Below are 20,391 nucleotides of genomic sequence, written 5' to 3' on the forward strand. Positions count from 1 at the left end.
ACCCGGCCATAAAAAAACGCGACCTTCGGGTCGCGTTTTTTATGCTCAGCCCCGCTCAGTGCGGGGTGCCCTGGGCCTGTTCGAGCAGCCACTGTTTCTCGTGTTGCCAGTCGAAGGGTTCATCGTTGGCTTCGGCTTCGAAGCGGCGTTCATCGAGTCGCTGGTACAAGGCGATTTCCTCGTCCGGCATGTAGTGCAGGCAGTCGCCGGCGAAGAACCACAGCAGGTCGCGAGGTACCAGGTGGGCAATCTGCGGATAGCGCTGGAATATCTGGCAGATCAGTTCCTGGCCCAGGTACTGGCTGGTTACCGGCTCCTCACGCAGTTGTTCCTGCAGTTCGTCATAACGCTCAAGGAACAGGGCATGGCTGTCGTCCTCGATCTGCTCGGCGTCGCCCAACGCCTGCAGGATGCCGCGCAGGTGGCGAAGTAAAGCCAGGGGATAGTCGAGGGCAGTATCTTTGGCAGTCATGGCGTGATCCGTGGAGAAGTAGGGCTGGCAATTATACGCAAGGCCCTGGCCTGTTAGGCGGGCAACTTGGCATGATCGGCGCTGGGGACATTGCCGGTTGTCGTCCTAGACTGGCGGAGACAGAGGAGCGTTGCCATGCATGTCTACCTGCAACCCGCCGAGTACATCGATAGTCAGCACCCGGCAGTACAAGCCTTCGCCGAACAGCACCGTGGCGTTCAGGCCGCTCCGCGTGAGCAGGCGGTCAGCCTGTACTACGCGGTGCGTGACCAGTTGCGCTACAACCCTTACTGCTTCAGTAGTGAACCGGCCACGCTCAAGGCCAGTCATGCGTTGCAGCAAGGGGAAAGCTATTGCGTGCCCAAGGCGCTACTCCTGGCGGCCTGCGCGCGCCACTGCGGCATTCCCGCACGTATTGGCCTGGCGGATGTGCGTAATCACCTGTCGTCGCCGCGTTTGCTGCAGCTACTGCGCACGGATGTGTTTGCCATGCATGGCTATACCGAGCTGTACCTGGACGGGCGCTGGGTCAAGGCTACGCCGGCTTTCAATGCTGCGCTTTGTCGCGCTTTCAACGTGGCACCACTGGACTTCGATGGTCGCCAGGACAGCGTTTTCCATCCCTTCAATAGTGCGGGTAACCGCTACATGGAGTACCTGCGGGATCACGGGCAGTTCAGCGACCTGCCGCTGGAGTTGTTTCTGGGGCACCTGCAGGGCTGCTACCCACACCTGTTCAGTGCGCAGCCAGGCGCGCTACAGGGGGATTTACTCGGCGAGGTGCGTGGCGCCTGAGTATCAGCCTCGGCGCATCGGTCGCATCGCTCTGGGTGATCGGGTTTGTGAAAATACCCAGAAGATCGCAAACTGCCATGCATCAGGCTGTGATGTGGGTGAAATGGCGGCGGCCCGAGTCCGGAACGAGTGAGCGCATGTCGATACGAAACCTGTTTTTCCTGCTGACCCTGATGCTGGTGTTGTTGCTGGGGGCATTGGGCCTTTGGCTGGTGGCTGACAGCCATACCAAGGTGTTGGCGGTCGACTGGCTGCAGAAAAGCAATCGCCTGGTCGATACCAGCCAGCAGGCCAGCGCGGAGCTAGCGGTCGAACGGGGGCTTACCGCTCGCCTGTTGGCCAGCCTGGATGCTCCGGATGATGGTCTGTGGTTGCGTGTGCAGGTGCAGCGCAGAGCTGTTGATCGCCAGCATGAACAGCTACGCCGTTTACTCGACGAGCTGGTAGAGCTTTCCCCCGGACACCCGCTTGCCCAGTACCAGCAGCGTCTTGCACAAATGCTGAGCACCTTGCAGTTGCGCCGCGTGGCTGTGGCTGCCGCGGTGACAGGGCAGCGGCCGGCCTTGCAAAGCAGCCAATGGATCAGTGACAGCAGTCGCATGATCGAGGTGCTGCACAGCCTGGCTGGGGTGAGCATGCTGCCGCTGGAAGACAACATCTACAGTTATGCTTCGCAGCCGATTATCAAGGATGTGTTGTTCACCATGGGTGAATACCTGGGCCGTGAGCGTGCCCTGCTGGTCGTGGTGTTGTCGCGGCGCTCGCCGCTGACGCTCGCCGAGCAGCGCCAACTGGATGAGCATCGCAGCGTGGTGGAGCAGGCTCGGCGGCGCACAGAGGCAATTCTTGACCAGTTGCAAGGGCAGCAGGGGTTGCAGCAGGTGCGTCTGCATTTCGAACGCGAAATGCTGGTTTATGACCAGCTGCGAGCCGACATCCTGGCTAGCAGTCGACGCGAGGAGGCCTATCAGGTAACCGCCGAGCAGTGGTTTACCCAGGCCACCCTGGCTATCCAGAGCGTGCACCAGATGTCGCGCAGCCTGGGCCGGCAGTTCGAAGAGAATGTCGAACAGTTGCGACGCAATGCGGTATGGGCAAGACAACTGGTTCTGCTCGCATTCATTGCTCTGTTTGCCCTGTTCAGCCTGGCTGTACACCTACTGCGCAAGCGTATCCTGCAACCCTTGCAGCACCTGACCCTGGCTGCCAACGAGATTGCCGGCGGTCAGCTGGATCACCCCTTGGCGGCACTGCAGGACGATGAGGTGGGCCGGCTGGGCCAGGCCTTCGAGCGTATGCGCGAGCAACTGCTCGCCGATTGTGCGCGCCGCGCCGTGCAGGGACGCGAGTTGCATAAACTGCACACGGCTATCGAGCAGAGTGTGGCGGCCATGCTGATTACCGATCGACACGGCATCATCGAGTACATCAATCCGCAGTTTGCCAAGGTGACCGGCTACCGGGAGGATGAGTTGATTGGTCACAAGGCTGGTGTCTGGCGCTCCGGAGAAACCGCTTCCAGCAATTATCAGGATTTGTGGAATACCATTCGTGGCGGCAAGGTATGGATGGGTGAACTGCTCAATAAGCGCAAGAATGGTGAACTTTACTGGGCGCTGGTGTCGATCAGCCCGGTATGTGACGAGCAGGGACAGATTACCCACTATATCGATATCCACCTGGATATCAGCGAGCATAAGCGCATCGCCGAGCGTTTGGACTTCGTCTCCTATTACGATCAGACCACCAATCTGCCCAATCGCCAGTTGCTGGCGCGACGGTTTACCCAGGCCAGCCAGCAAGCCGGTGAGTTGCACCCGGCGCTGGCTATGGTGTCGCTGAGCATTGGCCGACTGAAAACCATCAATGACAGCCTGGGCTGGGCCGTTGGTGACCAGGTATTGCGTGAAGTCGGCCGGCGCCTGAAAAACTGTGTAAAAGCCCAGGACACCGTTTCGCACCAGGAGGGTGGGCAGTTCAGTGTATTGCTCTGCCAGGTACGCGATGCCGAGGATGCCTTGCAGCGTGCCACGCGCATGGTCGATGCCTTGTCACGCCCCTTTTTGTTGCAGCAGCATCAGCTGCAACTGACGCCCAAGGCCGGGATTAGTCTTTTGCAGGGGGCTACCGGCGGCTTCGAAGTATTGCTGAAGAATGCGGATATTGCCCTGCACCATGCCGAGCAATCACCGGTCGAGCGCGTGCGCCTGTATTGCAATGAAATGGATATCAGCGCCCAGCAGCGTCTGGCCCTGGAAAGTGCGTTGCGTCAGGCATTGAGCGTGGGTGGCCTGGAATTGCACTACCAGCCGAAGGTCGAGATTGCCAGCGGGCGTATCCATGCGGTGGAAGCGCTGGCTCGCTGGCGCGATGTGCGTACCGGTCAATATGTCTCGCCGCAGGTATTCATCCCGGTAGCCGAGGAGAGTGGCCTCATTCATGCGCTGGGTGATTGGGTATTGCTGGAAGCCTGCCAGCAAAGCCGGCGCTGGCAGGAGCAAGGGCTGCCAGCCTTGACCATGGCCGTGAATATTTCCGTCGACCAACTCAAGCAGCCCGGCTTCCCCGAGCGAGTGGCCGAGGTGTTGCAGCTGACGGGGCTGCCGGCGCATTGCCTGGAATTTGAGCTGACCGAAAGCATCTTTATGGAAAATCCCGAGCAGGCACTGGGTGTGCTGGCTCGCCTCAAGCAGATGGGGCTGAAGCTGTCGATCGATGATTTCGGCACCGGTTACTCAAGCCTGGCCTACCTTAGCCGGCTGCCCGTGGATTACCTGAAAATCGATCGCAGCTTCGTCGAACATGTCACCACGGACCTGCGTGCAGCAGCCATTGCCACTTCGGTCATTGCACTGGGGCATCGCATGGGACTGCGCGTGGTGGCCGAAGGTGTGGAAAGCCAGGCGCAGCTGTTCTACCTGGCGCAGCATGATTGTGACGAGATGCAGGGCTACCATTTCAGCCGGCCACTGCCTGCGCAGGGCGTGCTGGAATTGTTGCGTGGCTACCAGGCACAGACACTGGTGGCAGCTACGGCTACCTTGCCACGCTGAGAGCAGGTCAGCTTTTCAGCCGGTAGCCGGTGCGAAACATCCAGTAAACGGTAGCCAGGCACAACGCCAGGAAGCCGAGGGTCATGCCCAGGCTGATGCCGACAGGTACGTCGGTAACGCCGTAGAAGCTCCAGCGAAAGCCGCTGATCAGGTACACCACCGGGTTGAACAGGGTGAGTTGCTGCCAGAGGGCTGGCAGCATGCTGATCGAGTAGAAACTGCCGCCAAGGAAGGTCAGCGGGGTGACAATCAGCGCCGGTACGATCTGCAGTTTCTCCCAGCCGTCTGCCCAGAGGCCGATGATGAAGCCGAACAGGCTGAAGGTGATGGCCGTCAGCAGCAGGAAGGCCACCATCCACAGCGGATGAGCGATCTCGAAGCTGACGAACAGGCGTGCAGTGCAAAGAATAATCAAACCAAGAATGATCGACTTGGTCGCAGCCGCGCCGACGTAGCCAATGACGATCTCCAGAGGTGAGACGGGGGCCGAGAGCACTTCGTAGATGGTGCCCGAGTAGCGTGGCATGTAGATGCCGAAAGAGGCGTTGGAAATGCTCTCGGTGAGCAGGGCGAGCATGATCAGCCCTGGGACGATGAAGGCACCGTAGCTGACCCCCTGTACCTGGGTCATGCTGCTGCCGATCGCCGAGCCGAACACCACGAAATACAGCGACGTCGAAATGACCGGCGTAGCGATGCTCTGCATCAGCGTGCGCCAGGTGCGTGCGAGTTCAGCGCGGTAGATAGCGCGAATGGCATAGAGGTTCATGCCGACTCCCTCAGCAGGTTGACGAAAATCTCCTCCAGCGAGCTCTGGCTGGATTGCAGGTCGCCAAACTCGATACCCGCCTCGTCCAGCGTACGCAGCAGTTCGGCAATGCCGCTGTGTTCCTGCTGGCCATCGTAGTGATAACGCAGCACTTGGCCCTGTGCGTCGAGCTCCAGGGCAAAGCCCTGCAAACTGCCCGGCAGGCTGGCCAGTGGTTGCTTGAGTTGCAGGCTCAGCTGTTTCTTGCCGAGCTTGCGCATCAGTAGCGCCTTATCCTCGACGAGGATGATTTCACCCTTGCGGATGATGCCGATGCGATCGGCCATTTCCTCGGCTTCCTCGATGTAGTGAGTGGTCAGGATGATGGTCACGCCTCGCTCGCGTAGGCGCCGTACCATTTCCCACATGTCACGGCGCAGCTCGACATCGACGCCAGCGGTGGGTTCATCGAGGAATAGAATGCGTGGTTCGTGGGCCAGCGCCTTGGCGATCATCACCCGGCGCTTCATGCCACCGGATAGCTCGAAAATCTTGGCGTCACGCTTGTCCCACAGGGACAGGTCGCGTAGCAGTTGTTCGAGGTAGGCAGGGTCAGGCTTCTTGCCGAACAGGCCACGGCTGAAGCGCAGCGAGGCACTGACGGTCTCGAACACATCGTTGACCAGTTCCTGCGGTACCAGGCCAATCTGGCTGCGCGCGGCACGGTAGTCGCGGACAATGTCCTGGCCATCGACCAGTACCTGGCCACTAGTGGGGTTGACGATGCCGCAGATGATGCTGATCAGCGTGGTCTTGCCCGCGCCGTTGGGGCCGAGCAGGGCGAAGATTTCGCCGCGCTGAATTTCCAGGTCGACCTGGCGCAGGGCGCTGTGCCCCGAGGCATAGGTTTTTGACAGCTGCTGGATGGCGATAACCGCTGACACAGGCTGCTCCGTGAAGTCTGAAACGGGGCTGCAAGGATAAACCACTGGGCGCTGCGCTGTCGTATCGGCGACAATGCGGCGTTTGGTTGTTGAGGTAGCGCCATGAAAGCCGCTTTGCAGGAACTCATTACCCTGATCAGCTCCGGATGCATGAGTGATGAGCAGATCGCCCGCGTAGCCGAGGAAGCCGCGCAGGCTTATGCCGATCCGCAGGCCTTCCTGCAGGCCAATGCGGATATCAATTACGACGATGAATTCCCCATCCCCCTGGGTGAATGGGTGGTGGTGGGCAGTCTGCCGGATACCGTACTGTTCCAGGCTGACCGCTATGACCAGTTGTTCCAGCAGATCACCGAGTCTTTCGGGCCGCAGGTGAACTTTGTGCTCAAGGCCAAGCAGTTGCACAAGGTTGAGGCCGCCAAGGCACTCAATCGCATTCAGGTGCAGTTGTCGGCGTTGTATCCGGAAAAGGGCGGCTATGTGCTAGTGGACTTCAGCGAGCCGCTGGATGATGCCTTGCAGGCAGTGCTGGTCTATCGCTGTGACCTGGAAAGGCTGCTGGAACTGGCTGTGGAAGTGGGGATTTTTGCCCAGCCCAGCCTGCAGCGGGCTACCCAGTCGGCTTAATAGCCAGGCGTCTGGCGGCGCAGCGGAGTGAGCAGGGCGTTCAGTCCGTTGTGGTCAATCTCGTGCATGAGGGCCAGCAGGCGGCCCAGTTCGCCGCGTGGAAAACCCTGGCGGGCAAACCAGGCCAGGTAATGACCTGGCAGGTCAGCCAGCAGGCGGCCCTGGTATTTGCCATAGGGCATGCTCTGGCTGACCAGCTTCAACAAGTCTTGCGGATCCATGCAGCCCCTCCGGTCAATACAAAACATGCCCTGCACTGACAGGGCATGTTCTGTCGCCTGCCTCAGCCTTGCCAGCGCTTGAGTACCAGGGTGGCATTGGTGCCACCGAAACCGAAGCTGTTGCTCATCACCGTGTCGATCTTGGCGTTTTCCAGTGTGCTGCGCTGGATGGGCAGATCGGCGACCTCGGGGTCAAGGGTGTCGATGTTGGCCGAGCCGGCAATGAAGCCGCCTTGCATCATCAACAGGCAGTAGATGGCTTCCTGAACGCCGGCAGCACCCAGCGAATGCCCGGAGAGGCTCTTGGTGGAGCTGATCAGCGGCGCCTTGTCCGCGAATACTTCGCGCACGGCACGGGCTTCGGCGACATCACCGACGGGGGTCGACGTGCCGTGGGTATTCAGGTAATCGATAGGCGTAGTTACGTTAGCCAGGGCTTGCTGCATGCAGCGCACGGCACCTTCGCCGCTCGGGGCGACCATGTCATAGCCGTCGCTGGTTGCGCCGTAGCCGACGATTTCCGCGTAGATCTTTGCGCCGCGCTTGAGTGCGTGCTGCAGTTCCTCAACCACCACCATGCCGCCACCGCCGGCAATCACGAAGCCGTCTCGCTGAGCATCGTAGGCGCGCGACGCACGTTCGGGCGTCTCGTTGTATTGGGTGGACAGAGCGCCCATGGCGTCGAACAGGCAGCTTTGACTCCAGTGTTCTTCCTCACCACCGCCGGCGAAGACGATGTCCTGCTTGCCCAGCTGGATCTGTTCCATGGCATTGCCAATGCAGTGCGCACTGGTAGCGCAGGCCGAGGAGATCGAGTAATTGACGCCCTTGATCTGGAAGGGGGTGGCCAGACAGGCCGAAACAGTACTACCCATGGTGCGCGGCACGCGGTAGGGGCCAATGCGCTTGACGCCTTTCTCGCGCAGGGTGTCGATGGCTTCCATCTGGTTCAGCGTGGAAGCGCCACCCGAGCCGGCAATCAGGCCGGTACGCGGATTGGAAACCTGTTCGGCGCTTAGCCCGGCATCGGCAATCGCCTGTTGCATGGCCAGGTAGGCATAGGCCGCTGCGTCGCCCATGAAGCGATAGATCTTGCGGTCGATCAGCTCTTCCAGATTGAGCTGCACCGAACCGGAAACCTGGCTGCGCAGGCCCATCTCGGCATAGGCCGGATTGAAGCGAATGCCTGACTGGCCGTTGCGCAGGCTGGCGGTTACGGTCTCTTTGTCATTGCCCAGGCAGGAAACGATGCCCAGACCGGTGATCACGACGCGACGCATGCGGATGTCCTTCAGAAGCTGTCGGTAGAGGTGAACAGGCCAACGCGCAGGCCTTCGGCGCTGTAAATCTCGCGGCCATCGACGCTGACGTTGCCGTCGGCGATGCCGAGGATCAGCGAGCGGTTGATGGTGCGCTTGATATGGATGTTGTAGGTGACCTTCTTGGCGGTAGGCAGTACCTGGCCAAAGAATTTCACTTCACCCGAGCCCAGGGCTCGTCCGCGGCCGGGATTGCCTTGCCAGCCGAGATAGAAACCGACCAGTTGCCACATGGCATCCAGGCCCAGGCAGCCGGGCATGACCGGGTCGCCCTCGAAGTGGCAAGCGAAAAACCACAGGTCCGGATGAATATCCAGTTCCGCAACAATTTCTCCCTTGCCATATTTCCCGCCGGTTTCGCTGATGTGCAGGATGCGATCGATCATCAGCATATTGGGCGCGGGCAGTTGCGCATTACCCGGGCCGAACAGTTCACCGCGCCCGCAGGCCAGCAGTTCTTCTCGGGTATAGGCGTTTTGCTTGGTCATGCGGGTTCCTCAAAGTGCCGCGTGCAGCGGGCCGGTAGGTCATCCTGGTCGAGCAGACTTATGCTCAGGGGCATCAGCCTAGCCATAGACTGTGACACGCTGCAGAAAGTCACAGCGCATAGCGTACAACTGTTCACCCATTTTCATCCAATGGTAATGCCAACCGGCTGCAGGGTAGCAGCATGGCGTGTAGCGAGACTTGATGCTACTCATCGAAAGTCGAGGCTCGCGGACTGCTCCATTGCTGCAGCAGGCGCTGGAGTTCGGTGCGTTTGAACGGTTTGGCCAGGTAATCATTCATGCCGCTGGCCAAGCAGGCCTCACGATCACCGGGTAGGGCATTGGCGGTGAGGGCGATGATGGGGAGCTGCGCGGCAGTAAAGCGCTGGCGGATCAGGCGACTGGTCTGGTAGCCGTCCAGTACGGGCAGGCGGCAGTCCATGAGCACCAGGGATATGGGCTCATGCGCCAGCAAATCGATGGCCTGCTGGCCATCGCTGGCGCAGATCACCCGGTGGCCGAGGCTTTGCAACATGGCTTCGATGACACTGCGGTTGACCGCGTTGTCTTCGACCAGCAATACGTTGAGCTGGGTAGGCGGCGCACTGGCCGCCGGCATGCTGCGCCCGGCGCACTGGCCGTGCTGGCAGAAGAACAAGGGAATTTCCAGGGTAAAGGTCGAGCCCTGGCCCTCCTGGCTACGCGCGGTGAGGCGTCCGCCCATGCATTCGGCCAGGGTGCGTGCAATGGGCAGACCCAATCCGGTGCCGCCGTAGCGTCGGGAGATCGAGCTGTCAGCCTGGCGGAAAGCATCGAACATGGCGTCCAGTTGCGCGCTGGCGATGCCGATGCCGGTATCCTGCACGGCGCAGGTCAGCCAAAGGCTGTCTTCATCACGTTGCCGCCAGGCTACATCGATGCAGATAGAGCCTTGCTCGGTAAACTTCAGCGCATTGCCAATCAGGTTGACCAGTATCTGGCGGATGCGCGTGGGGTCGCCGAAGGCCTGGATGCCTTGCAGGCCTTCGGCCAGCTGCAGGTCAAGCTGCAGGCCGCGTTGCTGGGCGCTGTGCTGGAATACCTGGACCGAGTTGCGTAGCAGTTCGGCGGGCAGGAAGGGAATGCATTCCAGCTCCAGAGCGCCCCGCTCAATGCGCGAGAAGTCGAGGATATCGTTGATCACCTTGAGCAAGTGCTCAGTGGACTCCACGGCCAGTTCGGCGTACTCGCTTTGCTCGTGGTTGAGTTCGGTGGTTTCCAGCAGTTGCAGCATGCCCAGCACGCCATTCATGGGCGTACGCAATTCATGGCTCATCATGGCCAGGAACTCCGATTTGGCGCTGTTGGCGCGTTCGGCCTCCTCGCGGGCGCTGATCAGTGCCTGCATGGCCATTTGCTGTTCGCGACTGGCGTGATCCAGGGCGCTGGCCAGGCTATTGATGTGCTGTGCCAGGCTGCCCAGCTGTGGGTCTTCGGGAACCGGTAGGCTGCTCTGATAGTTGCCACCCTGAATGGCTTCCACGGCTTTGCTCATGTCGCTGAGTGGTGTGGATAGTTGCGACGACAGGCGTCGCGCGAGCAGGAAGGTCAGGAGCAGGGCGAACAGGGAAATGCTGATGGCCTTGAGCAGAATACCTTGTTGACGACGGTCGAAGGTGTCTTCGGCAAGACCGACCACAACGCGGCCCAGATAGGTGGTGTCATCGCTGGCTGGTGGGTTGTTGCTGGCAAAGGGTTCACTACCTTCCAGGCTGACCTGTTGCAGGTTGATGGCTGCCTGAAAACTGCGTACTCGCACGGCTGTCTGAGTGTCGCGCTGGATAAAGGCAAGGATCTGGTCCTCGCTGTCACGCACCTCAATGAAGCGCACCGGCTGACTGCTCAGAGTGGCTTGGAGGAGGTTGTCGAGAATCTGCTGGTTGCCGGTGATCACGCCAAATTCGCAGGCTGGCGCCAATTGCGAGGCAATCAGTTGCCCGGTGCTGCGTAGTTCATCCTGCAGGTCGCTGAGCCGGGCATGGGTGAAGAAGGCGGTCAACAGCAAGGTCAGCAGCAGGGCAGGGCCAACACTGATCAGCTGGGTGCGCGTGTGGATATCGAGGGGACGCAAAAGGCTCATGGTTGCGCCTCGTGATCGCGCAGCAGGCGTTGCAACTGCGGCTCGTCAGGTGGTGCCAGACCCAGAGCGCGAGCGACCGGGCGGTTGCTGATGACCTTGAAGTGTTGTGGATACAGGCTGCTCGGCCATTGCTGGCTGGGTTGCTCGAGCAAAGGAGCCAGCGTGGCCAGCCAGTCTGCCTGGTCGCTGTAGCTGCTGGCCAGGCTGCCTGCCTTGACGAAGGCAGCGCTAGGGCCGATGACGGCGCGTTGGCGACTGTAGCTGCTCAGCAGGATGGTCTTGGCGGTTTGCGAGTTGTAGAGCTGGCTGTCGTCGATCGCCAGGAGCAGGTCGCTATCTTGCAGGACCTGTTGCAGGGGGCGATTGTCCCGCGGGTTTTCCCAGAGTTGTGTGGTCAGCTCCAGGTCCAGTGCCTGGGCTGCTTGCTGGTATTCCTCCAGCAGCGTACTGCTGTGCCGCCCATAGAGCAGGCCGATACGCTGGATGCCCGGTTGCAGCAGGCGAGCCAGGCGCATCTGGCGCAGCGGCGGCGGGTCGCTCCAGAGTAGCGTCAGGCCCGGCACGCTGGGCAGATGCAGTTGTTCAGCACGACTGCGACTGATGCGCAGGGCGAGGCTGGGAGGGTTCTGCCGCTGGCCAAGGCGCCAGGTCAGGGCGGCTTCGTCGAGCAGAATCAGCCGGTCACCAGGCTTCAGGCTGGGTTCTCCCTCCTGCAGCGTGTGCTGGCGAATACGCAGGCCAGGATGCTGCTGTTGCAAGGCCTCGGCGAAGGTGTTTAGCCCCGGGGAGGTGGTCTGGCTAAGCAGGAGGATATCTGCTGCCCATAAAGGTAGACAGCAGAGCAGGCTGGCCAGGGCGATTATCTTGCTCATCCATGAGTTGCGCATGCTCAGAACTCGAGTTCCGCCGTGAAGTAGACGCGGTGGCGCTGGTCGTTGCGGCTTTCCCTTTGAATCTGTTGGCCGTTGTATAGCACCTCACGCCAGGCCAGGGTGCCACTGTCCAGGCGCTGTTGCCAGACACCGGCCAATTCCAGTTGGCTACTGCCCAGTTGCAGGCGCTTGGCCAGGCGCAGATCGAGACGCTGGAAGGGTTGCTCGTTGAGGGCTTCCATCTGGTAGTAGAACAGGCTGCTGCTCCAGCCCTGCCCCCAGTCGGCCAGCCAGCCGGTGGAGCCACTGTGTCGTGCGCTCTGGTGCTTGTCGTTGGGGTTGCTGGGATCGTCTTCGATATAGGCGTAGCTGAGACGCAGGCGGTCACGGCTGCTGGCACGCCAGTCCAGTTGGGTTTCCATGCCGCGCAGGCTGATGCTGCTGTTATTACTGGCGGGAATGGCGTTGTTGAGCAACGGTTCGCTGATCAGGCCGCTGATATGGTCATCGAACAGCTTGACGTCCAGGCTCAGTTGCCATGCTTCGAAGTGACCGTTGTAACCGATTTCCCGCGAGCGCATGCGTTCGTTATCGAGGTTCTCCGGCCCCTGATTACTGACAAAGTAATAGGCGTCGGAGCGTCCGTAGATGTTCGGCGAGATATCGGTGATCCAATAGCTCCAGTTCGGCGTGCTTTCGAACAGGTCGGGTGAGCGGACCGCTTCCGAGTACAGTGCGCGCAGGCCGTGACCGGGGGCCAGCAGGTAATTGACGGCCAGGCGTGGGGTCAGCGAGTCGCCTCCGAGCTGGTCGTATTCGTACATGGCGCCACCTTGCAGCAACCAGCGCTCGCTGGCTTGCCATTCAAGATGGCCGAACAAGCGACCCAGGTTGTTGTGCGTGCTGCCGGCGAAATAAGTCTGCGAGTCGGCCTGGTCACGCCGCAGGCTGACGCCACTGAGCAGGCGCAGGTCGTCGGTAAGGCTAAGGGTGTCGAGCAATTCGATTTCCGCGCGACTTTCGCGCAGGTCCTGATTCACCGTGCCGCAGGTTTCCTGGCGCCCGGAACCATTGAGCCATTCATTGATGATCTGGTTGGCCAGTGCCTGTTCGGCGGCTACCTGGCTGGTTGCGGTGAAGCCGCTGAGGGCAAAACGCTGGGCAAATTGCGGGTTCATCTGCCAAAGCTGTCGCAGCGGGGGGTAGTAGCTGAGCGCGGCGTCACAAGCCCGCCAGCTGCGCAGGTGCTCCCAGTGCTGCAGGTTGCCTTGCAGTTGCAGGCTGTGTTGCGGCGAGAGGTCGATATTCCAGCGCACACTGGCTGCGTAGTCGCGTACCTGGGTGTCGCTGCCTTGGTCGCCGGGGCTGTAGGGGCCGAAGACCGGGCGATAGGTGTAGGGCTGCTGGTTGCTACCTTCGCTGAGAGCCAGTTGCCAGCTCAGCTGCTGCTGGCTGTCCAGATCATGCTCAGCCGATAGCAACAGGCGATTGAGCCGCCGGTCGTCACGCAGTGGTTGTTGATTGGCGTCTTTGTCGAAACCGTTATCCGCCTGGCCGGACAGCGACAGTCGTAGTGCCCCGTTGTCGAGGGCCTGGCCATGGCTGGCATACCAGTCATTGATGCCCGTCTGGCCATAGCGCCATTGCAGGCGGGTGCCGAGGCTGTCCTGGGGCTTACGGCTGATGATATTGACCACCCCGAGCAGGGCATTGGCGCCATAGCTCACCGTATTGGGGCCGCGGAAGACTTCGATGCGCTCGATATCCTCGATGGCCAGTGGCAGGTCGAACCAGTCAACGGTTGCCAGCCCTGGGCGATAGACCGAGCGCCCATCGATCAACACCTGCAGGCGACGTGCCTCGCTACTGTTGCTGCCGTGGTAGTTGACGGTGGCCAGGTTGCCTTGCCGGTAGCTGACCATCATGCCGGGCACCAGCCGCATCAGTTCGGCGATGTCGCGTGCACCGCTAGCGCGAATCAACTCGCGATCAAGTACCGTCATGGCGCCCGGAACGGCTGCCGGTGCCTGCTTGAGGCGCGTGGCGGTGAGCACGCTGGGCAGCTCGCTGTCGCTGGCAAACAAATCATCCTGGCTGGCAAAGGCCTGGGCTAGTCCGGGCAGCAAGAGGGCTAAGGTGGGCAGAAGGCAACGCAAAGCGGCGCATCCTTGGACTGTCTCTGATGCGGGCATGTTAACCGAGGCTCGGCGCTTTGCCAGTAGCTAAATGCCGGAGCAGAGCGCCTGCCCAGTACCCGGTTGGTGCTTTTGCGCAGGGTCGCGTGGTCAGGCTGGCCGTCTGGCGCGAGCTTCGTATAATGCGAGCCTCAGCCCGGCGGGCACACACTGGACGTTTCATGACAGCACAAACACCCGTAGCGGTTCTCGGCGGTGGCAGTTTCGGTACTGCGCTGGCCAACCTCCTGGCTGAAAACGGGCAGTCGGTAAGGCACTGGATGCGCGATCCGCAACAAGTGGCGGCGATTTTGCGCGACGGTGAAAACCCGCGCTATCTCAAGGGTATCCGCATTCATCCGGGGGTGCGCCCGGATACCGATCTGGCCGACATCCTGCACGCTTGTACATTGATATTCGTTGCCGTGCCTTCCTCGGCGCTGCGCCAGGTGCTTCAGCCCCATGGCAGTCAGTTGGCCGGCAAACTGCTGATCAGTACCACCAAGGGTATCGAGGCGCAGAGCTTCAAGCTGATGAGCCAGTTGCTCGAAGAGCTGGCGCCGCAGGCGCGTATTGGCGTGCTGTCTGGTCCCAATCTGGCCCGCGAAGTGGCCGAGCATGCGCTGACCGCCAGTGTGATCGCCAGTGAGGACGAGGCCCTGTGCGAGCAGGTACAGCAGGTTCTGCACGGACGAACGTTTCGTGTGTATGCCAGTCGCGATCGCTTCGGTGTGGAGCTGGGCGGGGCGTTGAAAAACGTCTACGCCATCATCGCCGGTATGGCCGCAGCCATGGGCATGGGCGAGAACACGCGAAGCATGCTGATTACCCGAGCGCTGGCGGAGATGACCCGCTTTGCCGTACGCCAGGGCGCCAATCCGATGACCTTCCTCGGCCTGGCGGGCGTGGGGGATTTGATTGCGACCTGTTCATCAGCGAAGAGTCGCAACTTCCAGGTCGGTTTTGCACTGGGCCAGGGCCTATCGCTGGAACAGGCTGTCGAACAACTGGGCGAGGTCGCCGAAGGCGTTAATACGCTGCGTGTGCTCAAGGCCAAGGCCGAGGAGTTGCAGGTTTACATGCCGCTGGTCGCGGGCCTGCATGCCATTTTGTTCGAGGCGCGTACTCTGGCTCAGGTCATCGAAGCGCTGATGCGTGGTGAACCCAAGACCGATGTCGATTTCATTTCCCCTCAGGGATTCTAACTCCCCAGGAGTGACTGACCATGCCGCAGGATAAACAGACCTTACAACGCGAGTCCCTGCTATTGCGCCTGCTGTGGATGGTGCTGTTTGCCATCGCTTGGCAGTTTGCCGAGTTGTTGCTGGGGCTGGTGGTGCTGCTGCAGATCGCCTATCGGTTGTTCTACGGAGCGCCCAGTGCGGGCCTGCTAGGGCTGGGTGATAGCCTTAGCCAGTATTTGCAGCAGATTGGCCGTTTCGGCACCTTCAATAGCGACAGCAAGCCCTGGCCCTTTGCCGATTGGCCGTTGCCGCGAGCAGCGGAGGGCGAGGCGGCTCACCAGGTGCCACCTGCCGCGCACCCGGTACGCGACGAAGAGCCCCGTTTGTGAGGCTGTGGTTGCTGCGCCATGGCGAGGCGCAGGCCCAGGCCGGCCAGGACAGCCTGCGTGCCTTGACCGAGCGCGGACGACAACAGGCGCGCTCGGCAGCCGAGGTGATGCAGGGTGTGCGCTGGCGAGGTCTGTTGCACAGTCCTTACCGGCGCGCGGTACAAACCACCGAGGAAGTCTGCGCGGCTCTGGGGCTGGACTTCGCCGAGGCGCGCGGCGTGTCCTGGTTGACGCCGGATACGCCGGTTGCACGCACCCTGGAAGAGCTGGCGCTGCTTGAAGAGGGGGATTGGCTGCTGGTCAGCCACCAGCCGCTGGTTGGCGAGTTGGCCAGCTGCCTGTTGCATGGCCATCGTCAGCAACCGCTGGCCATGGCCACCGCGAGCCTGGCGGTGTTTGAGGCCGCCCTGCCGCTGGCTGGCATGATGACCCTCCTGCAGCATCGCCATGTGGCGGACTGACCGGCGATCCGAGGTCGTCCGGCGTCCCGTGCGAAACTGACTGTACAGTCGGAAACATTTCTCGTCTTGCCTCCGGGCGTTGTCTGTGAAAGAGTCAACCAAGCAAGTGCTTGGTTGATTTCCCCACAATAACAACAATGGAGGAAGCGCTGTGGCTGCAGCCGACCGTCTACCGCTGGATATGTTCTACGAGCGCGAACAGCGCCATCCCGATAAACGCTATATGGTGCAACCGCTGGCGGGTGGCCAGCTGGAAACCCTGACCTGGGCGCAGGTGGGCGAGCAGGCGCGCCGTGCTGCAGCCTGGTTGCGCGAGCAGGAACTCGAGCCGCTCAGTCGCATTGCCATCATTTCCAAGAATTGCGCGCACTGGATTGTGGCTGACCTGGCCATCTGGATGGCCGGGCACGTTTCGGTGCCGCTCTATCCGAACCTGACCGCCGAATCGGTACGTCAGGTGCTGGAACATGCCGAAGCCCAGTTGGCCTTTATCGGCAAGCTGGACGATTGGCCTGCCATGGCGCCCGGCATACCCGCAGCTGTGCGCTGCATCGGTTTGCCGCTACGCCCCAGCGGGCGTTTCGACCATCTGTGGAGCGATCTGCAGTGCTGCGCGTCGATCACCGATAGTCCCCGTCCGCCGGCCGAGCAGTTGATGACCATCATCTACACCTCGGGCACCACGGGTACGCCCAAGGGGGTGATGCACAATTACAGCAATTTTGCTTTTGCCGCCTCGCGTGCCATCAAGCTGTTCAATGTCGGTGAGGAGGATCGCCTGCTGTCCTACCTGCCGTTGTGCCATGTGGCGGAACGCATGTTTGTGGAGATGGCGTCGATCTATGCCGGGCAAAGCATCTTTTTTGCCGAGAGTCTGGAAACCTTTGTCGAAGACCTGCGCCGTGCCCGGCCGACGGTGTTTTTTGGTGTGCCGCGGATCTGGAGCAAGTTCCATCACGGGGTGATCGCGCGCATGCCGGCGCGCAAGCTGGATCGCCTGTTGCGCGTACCGCTGCTAGGGCGCCTGGTAGGACGCAAGGTGCTCAAAGGCCTGGGGCTGGATGCCGTACGCTTTGCCTTGTCCGGTGCTGCACCGGTGCCGGAGGCGCTGCTCAACTGGTATCGCCGCCTGGGACTGGACTTGCAAGAGGTCTACGGCATGACGGAAAACTGTGGTTATTCGCATGTCTGTCGTCCCGGGCGTTACAAGGCGGGCTGGATTGGCCAGAACAATCCTGATGTGCAGGTACGCATCAGCGAGGAGGGCGAAGTGCTGGTGCGTAGTGGCGCGACCATGCAGGGCTACTACAAGGATGCCGAGAAAACCGCGGAGACTCTCACCGCCGATGGCTTTTTGCGCACGGGTGACAAGGGTGAGCAGGATGCCGAGGGCAACCTGCGCCTGACCGGGCGCATCAAGGAGATCTTCAAAACCAGCAAGGGTAAGTACGTCGCGCCCGCGCCTATCGAAAATCGTCTGGCCGTACATGCGCGAATCGAGCAGGTTTGCGTGGTCGGTGATGGCCTGCCGCAGCCCATGGCGCTGTGTGTGCTCTCCGAAGTGGCGCGCCAGGAGCCGCGTAGTGATGTCGAGAACAGCCTGGCGCGCCTGCTGGCGGAGATCAACGCGGTGCTGGACAAGCATGAGCAGTTGCAGGGACTGATTCTCGTCAAGGATGTCTGGGCGGTGGAGAACGGCTTTCTGACGCCCACCCTGAAGATCAAGCGTAATGTTGTAGAAAGCGCCTATGGTGGGCGCTTTGCCGAGTGGGGGGAGCGTCGCGAGCCCGTGTTGTGGCATGAGTGACGCTGTAGTCAGCACTATTGGCCTGGTCAATAGTGCTTGTTGATCACCTGGTGGCGCTCCGACAATCCACCGCTTATAGCGGCGCTCAGTCGGAGCGTCGTCTGTCGAGGAAGCCCGCATGTCCAATACGGTGTTCTTTGCGCATGCCAACGGTTTTCCGTCGGCTACCTATGGCAAGTTGTTCAGCGCCTTGCAGCCGGAGTATGTGGTGCAGCATCTGGAGCAGCACGGGCATGATCCGCGCTTTCCGGTGGACGATAATTGGCACAATCTGGTCGAGGAGTTGCTCTGCCAGCTACGCCAGCAGGCTAGGCCGGTGTGGGCGGTCGGTCATTCGCTGGGCGGCCTGCTGCATTACCACGCGGCCCTGCGCGAGCCGCAGTGGTATCGCGGCCTGGTCATGCTCGATTCGCCCTTGTTGACGCGAGCCGATCAGTGGCTGATCCGTGCCGCCAAACGCCTGGGGTTCATCGACCACATTACTCCGGCAGGACGCACCCTGGGGCGGCGTGAAGCGTTCGCCAATCGCCAGGAAGCGCATGCCTACTTTTCCGGCAAGAGCCTGTTTCGCCGCTTCGATCCCGATTGCCTGGAGCACTATGTCGAACATGCACTGACGCCTGTTGCCCAGGGGCTCAGGCTCAAGTTCGATCCGGCCACGGAAATCAGTATCTATCGCAGCGTACCCCATCGTAGTCCGGGGCGGCCGCGTCAGTTGCAGGTGCCATTGGCGGTGGTGCGCGGGCAGCACAGTCGCGTGGTCTGGCCGCATCAGGCACGCCAGGTGCGGCGTATGGCGCGCGGTGAATACCATTGCCTGCCCGGCGGGCATATGTTTCCGCTGGAGCGACCGCAGGATACGGCGGCACTGTTGCGCCGGCTGTTCAGTCGCTGGCAGGCCGAGGAGTCTTGTGCATGAGTGAGGCGGGCTATCAGGCGCGGCGTTTTTGCCTGCCGCATATCGAGTTGGCGGCCTGTTGCTATGGCCCGGAAGAGGGGATTCCTGTGCTGGCCCTGCATGGCTGGCTGGATAACGCTGCCAGCTTTGCTCGCCTGGCTCCGCTGTTGCCCGGTCTGCGCATCGTTGCCTTGGATTTCGCAGGGCATGGTCATTCCGCGCATCGCGCCCCGGGGGCCAGTTATCAGCTCTGGGACTACGCGCTGGACGCCCTGCTGGTGGCCGAGCAGTTGGCTTGGCAGCGCTTTGCCGTGCTCGGGCATTCGATGGGCGCGATCGTCAGCGTCATGCTGGCCGCGGCCATGCCGGAACGCATCAGCCGGCTGGCGTTGATCGATGGCTTGCTGCCTTTCACCGCTGAAGCCGAACAGGCGCCTGCCAAGCTCGGCGAGGCACTGCGCGCGCAGCTGGCTTTGGCGGCTAAGCGCAAGCCAGTCTATGCGGATGCTCAGCAGGCGGTACGTGCGCGCATGCAGGGTGTCGGTGCGGTGAGTCGGGAGGCTGCCAGTTTGCTGGTCGAACGGGGCTTGCAGGCCGTGCCGGGCGGGTATACCTGGCGTAGCGACAGTCGTCTGACCTTGCCTTCGCCGCTGCGCCTGAGCCGCGCACAGGCCTTGGCTTTTGCGCGGGCCGTGCAGTGTCCGGCGCGTCTGCTGCTTGCCGAGGGCGGCTTGCTGCAGGCTCAGCCAGACATTGCCGAGCGTCTGCAAGGTCTGCCGGTGGAGGTGCAGCGCCTGCCGGGTGGGCATCACCTGCATCTGGACGACCAGGCGGGGGCTCTGGCTGTTGCGCACAGCCTGGGGCCTTTTCTGCTGGCTGCGGCTGATCGGTAAAATACTGTGGCAAAGCCTGGCTTGACGTCAGCTGTTGGCTTGATGACCCTGCATACAAGCGCCGTCATGCAGAATGGCTGCTGACCATCAATGCCTAAACCAGGAACCTCATGCGTCTACTTATCGCTTTGACATTGCTTGTGGGCAGCCTGTCTGTCCAGGCCAGCCCGGACTGGTTGCCGTCCACGCCATTGCTGGCGCAGGCGCGTGTGCTGGATGAGCAGTCGTTCAGCGGCGAACGACGCTACCCGCAAAGCCCGCTGGCGCGCATCAGCAACCGGCTGCGCATGGAGCAGTCCGTGACGCTTAGTGGCGAGGGTCAGGCACTTTATCTGCAGGTGCCGGCGCAGTTGGCGGCAGGCGGTCTGGATGAGCTGCGTCGGGATCTGCAGGGGCAGGGTGCGCAAGTACTGTATTGGTGTCGGGGACGCAACTGTGGCGCCAGTAGCCTGTGGGCCAATGGGATCTTTGCCAACCCCCGGCTGACTGGGGCGGACGAGCAGCAACAGTTCCTCCTGCTGCGTCTGGCTGCTCCTCGTGAGCAGTATCTGCAAGCCTATTACCTGATTACGCGGGGCACGCGTCCGGCCTACCTGCAGGCCGAGCAACTTCAGGCAGCCAGTCTGCCCGAGCTGCTGCCTACGCCGGCGACCTTGCTGGCGCAGTTGGAGGCTGATGGAGTGCTGTATCTGATGCCGCCCGGTGTCGTACCGGAGGCAGGCTGGCTGCAGCTGCTGGCGCGTACCCTGCAGCTCAACAGCACGCTGCGGGTCAGTCTGCAGGGTGCACAGGCGGAAGCCTGGCGAGATGCCTTGCAGGAGCAGGGGGTGCGTGGCAGTCGCCTTGAGCTCGATGCGGGGGCTGATCCAGGGCTGCGTGTGCGCTGGCTACGCTAGAAGGCTGTTCAAAGCCTTGCAGGCGTGCTAA

At 61.5% G+C, this 20,391-nt stretch carries 19 protein-coding genes; 10 read left to right on the plus strand and 9 right to left on the minus strand.

Annotated features, from left to right (window positions below; all coding sequences use genetic code 11):
* Positions 1-55: 55 nt before the first annotated feature.
* A complete protein-coding gene (locus CFY91_RS05800) occupies positions 56-472 on the minus strand; it encodes a PA2817 family protein (RefSeq protein WP_093985403.1) in 417 nt (138 codons plus the stop codon).
* A gap of 135 nt (positions 473-607) precedes the next feature.
* Here CFY91_RS05800 and CFY91_RS05805 point away from each other — a divergent pair, with 135 nt between their 5' ends.
* Together CFY91_RS05805 and CFY91_RS05810 are read left to right on the plus strand one after the other, a co-directional pair.
* Complete coding sequence (locus tag CFY91_RS05805; RefSeq protein WP_093985404.1) at positions 608-1,267, plus strand: transglutaminase-like domain-containing protein; 660 nt, start codon at positions 608-610, stop codon at positions 1,265-1,267.
* 137 nt (positions 1,268-1,404) lie between these two features.
* On the plus strand, positions 1,405-4,320 hold the full coding sequence (locus CFY91_RS05810) for an EAL domain-containing protein (protein ID WP_165765305.1): 2,916 nt from the start codon (positions 1,405-1,407) through the stop codon (positions 4,318-4,320).
* 7 nt (positions 4,321-4,327) lie between these two features.
* Here the strand turns inward: CFY91_RS05810 and CFY91_RS05815 are convergent, their stop codons facing one another.
* Positions 4,328-5,089, minus strand: a complete 762-nt coding sequence (locus tag CFY91_RS05815) for an ABC transporter permease (RefSeq protein WP_093985406.1) — start codon at positions 5,087-5,089, stop codon at positions 4,328-4,330.
* Complete coding sequence (locus CFY91_RS05820) at positions 5,086-6,012, minus strand: ABC transporter ATP-binding protein (protein ID WP_093985407.1); 927 nt, start codon at positions 6,010-6,012, stop codon at positions 5,086-5,088. Before CFY91_RS05820 ends, CFY91_RS05815 begins: the two co-directional genes overlap by 4 nt.
* 102 nt (positions 6,013-6,114) lie before the next feature.
* Between CFY91_RS05820 and CFY91_RS05825 the strand changes: the two genes are divergently transcribed.
* On the plus strand, positions 6,115-6,639 hold the full coding sequence (locus tag CFY91_RS05825; RefSeq protein WP_093985408.1) for a hypothetical protein: 525 nt from the start codon (positions 6,115-6,117) through the stop codon (positions 6,637-6,639).
* Here CFY91_RS05825 and CFY91_RS05830 read toward each other — a convergent pair.
* From CFY91_RS05830 to CFY91_RS05855, 6 genes are all read right to left on the minus strand, one after another.
* On the minus strand, positions 6,636-6,860 hold the full coding sequence (locus CFY91_RS05830; protein ID WP_093985409.1) for a DUF3820 family protein: 225 nt from the start codon (positions 6,858-6,860) through the stop codon (positions 6,636-6,638). The genes CFY91_RS05825 and CFY91_RS05830 overlap by 4 nt on opposite strands.
* Positions 6,861-6,922: 62 nt before the next feature.
* On the minus strand, positions 6,923-8,140 hold the full coding sequence (gene fabB, locus CFY91_RS05835; protein ID WP_093985410.1) for a beta-ketoacyl-ACP synthase I: 1,218 nt from the start codon (positions 8,138-8,140) through the stop codon (positions 6,923-6,925).
* Positions 8,141-8,151: 11 nt separating this feature from the next.
* The gene (fabA, locus tag CFY91_RS05840; RefSeq protein ID WP_093985411.1) at positions 8,152-8,667 is read right to left on the minus strand and encodes a 3-hydroxyacyl-[acyl-carrier-protein] dehydratase FabA; all 516 of its coding nucleotides are present in this window, start codon (positions 8,665-8,667) and stop codon (positions 8,152-8,154) included.
* 205 nt (positions 8,668-8,872) lie between these two features.
* Positions 8,873-10,786: an ATP-binding protein gene (locus tag CFY91_RS05845; protein ID WP_093985412.1), complete on the minus strand. Its 1,914-nt coding sequence runs from the start codon at positions 10,784-10,786 to the stop codon at positions 8,873-8,875.
* Entirely contained in the window at positions 10,783-11,658 is an 876-nt protein-coding gene (locus CFY91_RS05850; RefSeq protein WP_093985442.1) for a hypothetical protein, read from the minus strand. Before CFY91_RS05850 ends, CFY91_RS05845 begins: the two co-directional genes overlap by 4 nt.
* A gap of 17 nt (positions 11,659-11,675) precedes the next feature.
* Positions 11,676-13,850, minus strand: coding sequence for a TonB-dependent receptor plug domain-containing protein (locus tag CFY91_RS05855; RefSeq protein ID WP_093985413.1), 2,175 nt, complete (start codon positions 13,848-13,850; stop codon positions 11,676-11,678).
* Positions 13,851-14,014: 164 nt separating this feature from the next.
* On the opposite strand from CFY91_RS05855, the gene CFY91_RS05860 reads away from it, so the two are divergent.
* From CFY91_RS05860 to CFY91_RS05890, 7 genes are all read left to right on the plus strand, one after another.
* Positions 14,015-15,037 (plus strand): NAD(P)H-dependent glycerol-3-phosphate dehydrogenase, encoded by a 1,023-nt coding sequence (locus tag CFY91_RS05860; protein WP_093985414.1) that lies wholly within the window; start codon positions 14,015-14,017, stop codon positions 15,035-15,037.
* Between the two features lie 20 nt (positions 15,038-15,057).
* Entirely contained in the window at positions 15,058-15,405 is a 348-nt protein-coding gene (locus tag CFY91_RS05865; RefSeq protein ID WP_093985415.1) for a DUF4389 domain-containing protein, read from the plus strand.
* Complete coding sequence (gene sixA, locus CFY91_RS05870; RefSeq protein WP_093985416.1) at positions 15,402-15,866, plus strand: phosphohistidine phosphatase SixA; 465 nt, start codon at positions 15,402-15,404, stop codon at positions 15,864-15,866. Before CFY91_RS05865 ends, sixA begins: the two co-directional genes overlap by 4 nt.
* Positions 15,867-16,017: 151 nt before the next feature.
* Positions 16,018-17,673, plus strand: a complete 1,656-nt coding sequence (locus CFY91_RS05875) for an AMP-binding protein (protein ID WP_093985417.1) — start codon at positions 16,018-16,020, stop codon at positions 17,671-17,673.
* A gap of 118 nt (positions 17,674-17,791) precedes the next feature.
* Entirely contained in the window at positions 17,792-18,592 is an 801-nt protein-coding gene (locus tag CFY91_RS05880) for an alpha/beta fold hydrolase (RefSeq protein WP_093985418.1), read from the plus strand.
* A complete protein-coding gene (locus tag CFY91_RS05885; protein WP_093985419.1) occupies positions 18,589-19,464 on the plus strand; it encodes an alpha/beta hydrolase in 876 nt (291 codons plus the stop codon). The genes CFY91_RS05880 and CFY91_RS05885 overlap by 4 nt, the downstream gene beginning before the upstream one ends.
* Positions 19,465-19,574: 110 nt before the next feature.
* On the plus strand, positions 19,575-20,360 hold the full coding sequence (locus tag CFY91_RS05890; protein ID WP_093985420.1) for a DUF4892 domain-containing protein: 786 nt from the start codon (positions 19,575-19,577) through the stop codon (positions 20,358-20,360).
* Positions 20,361-20,391 lie beyond the last annotated feature (31 nt).

Source organism: Pseudomonas fluvialis, assembly GCF_002234375.1.
GTDB lineage: Bacteria > Pseudomonadota > Gammaproteobacteria > Pseudomonadales > Pseudomonadaceae > Aquipseudomonas > Aquipseudomonas fluvialis.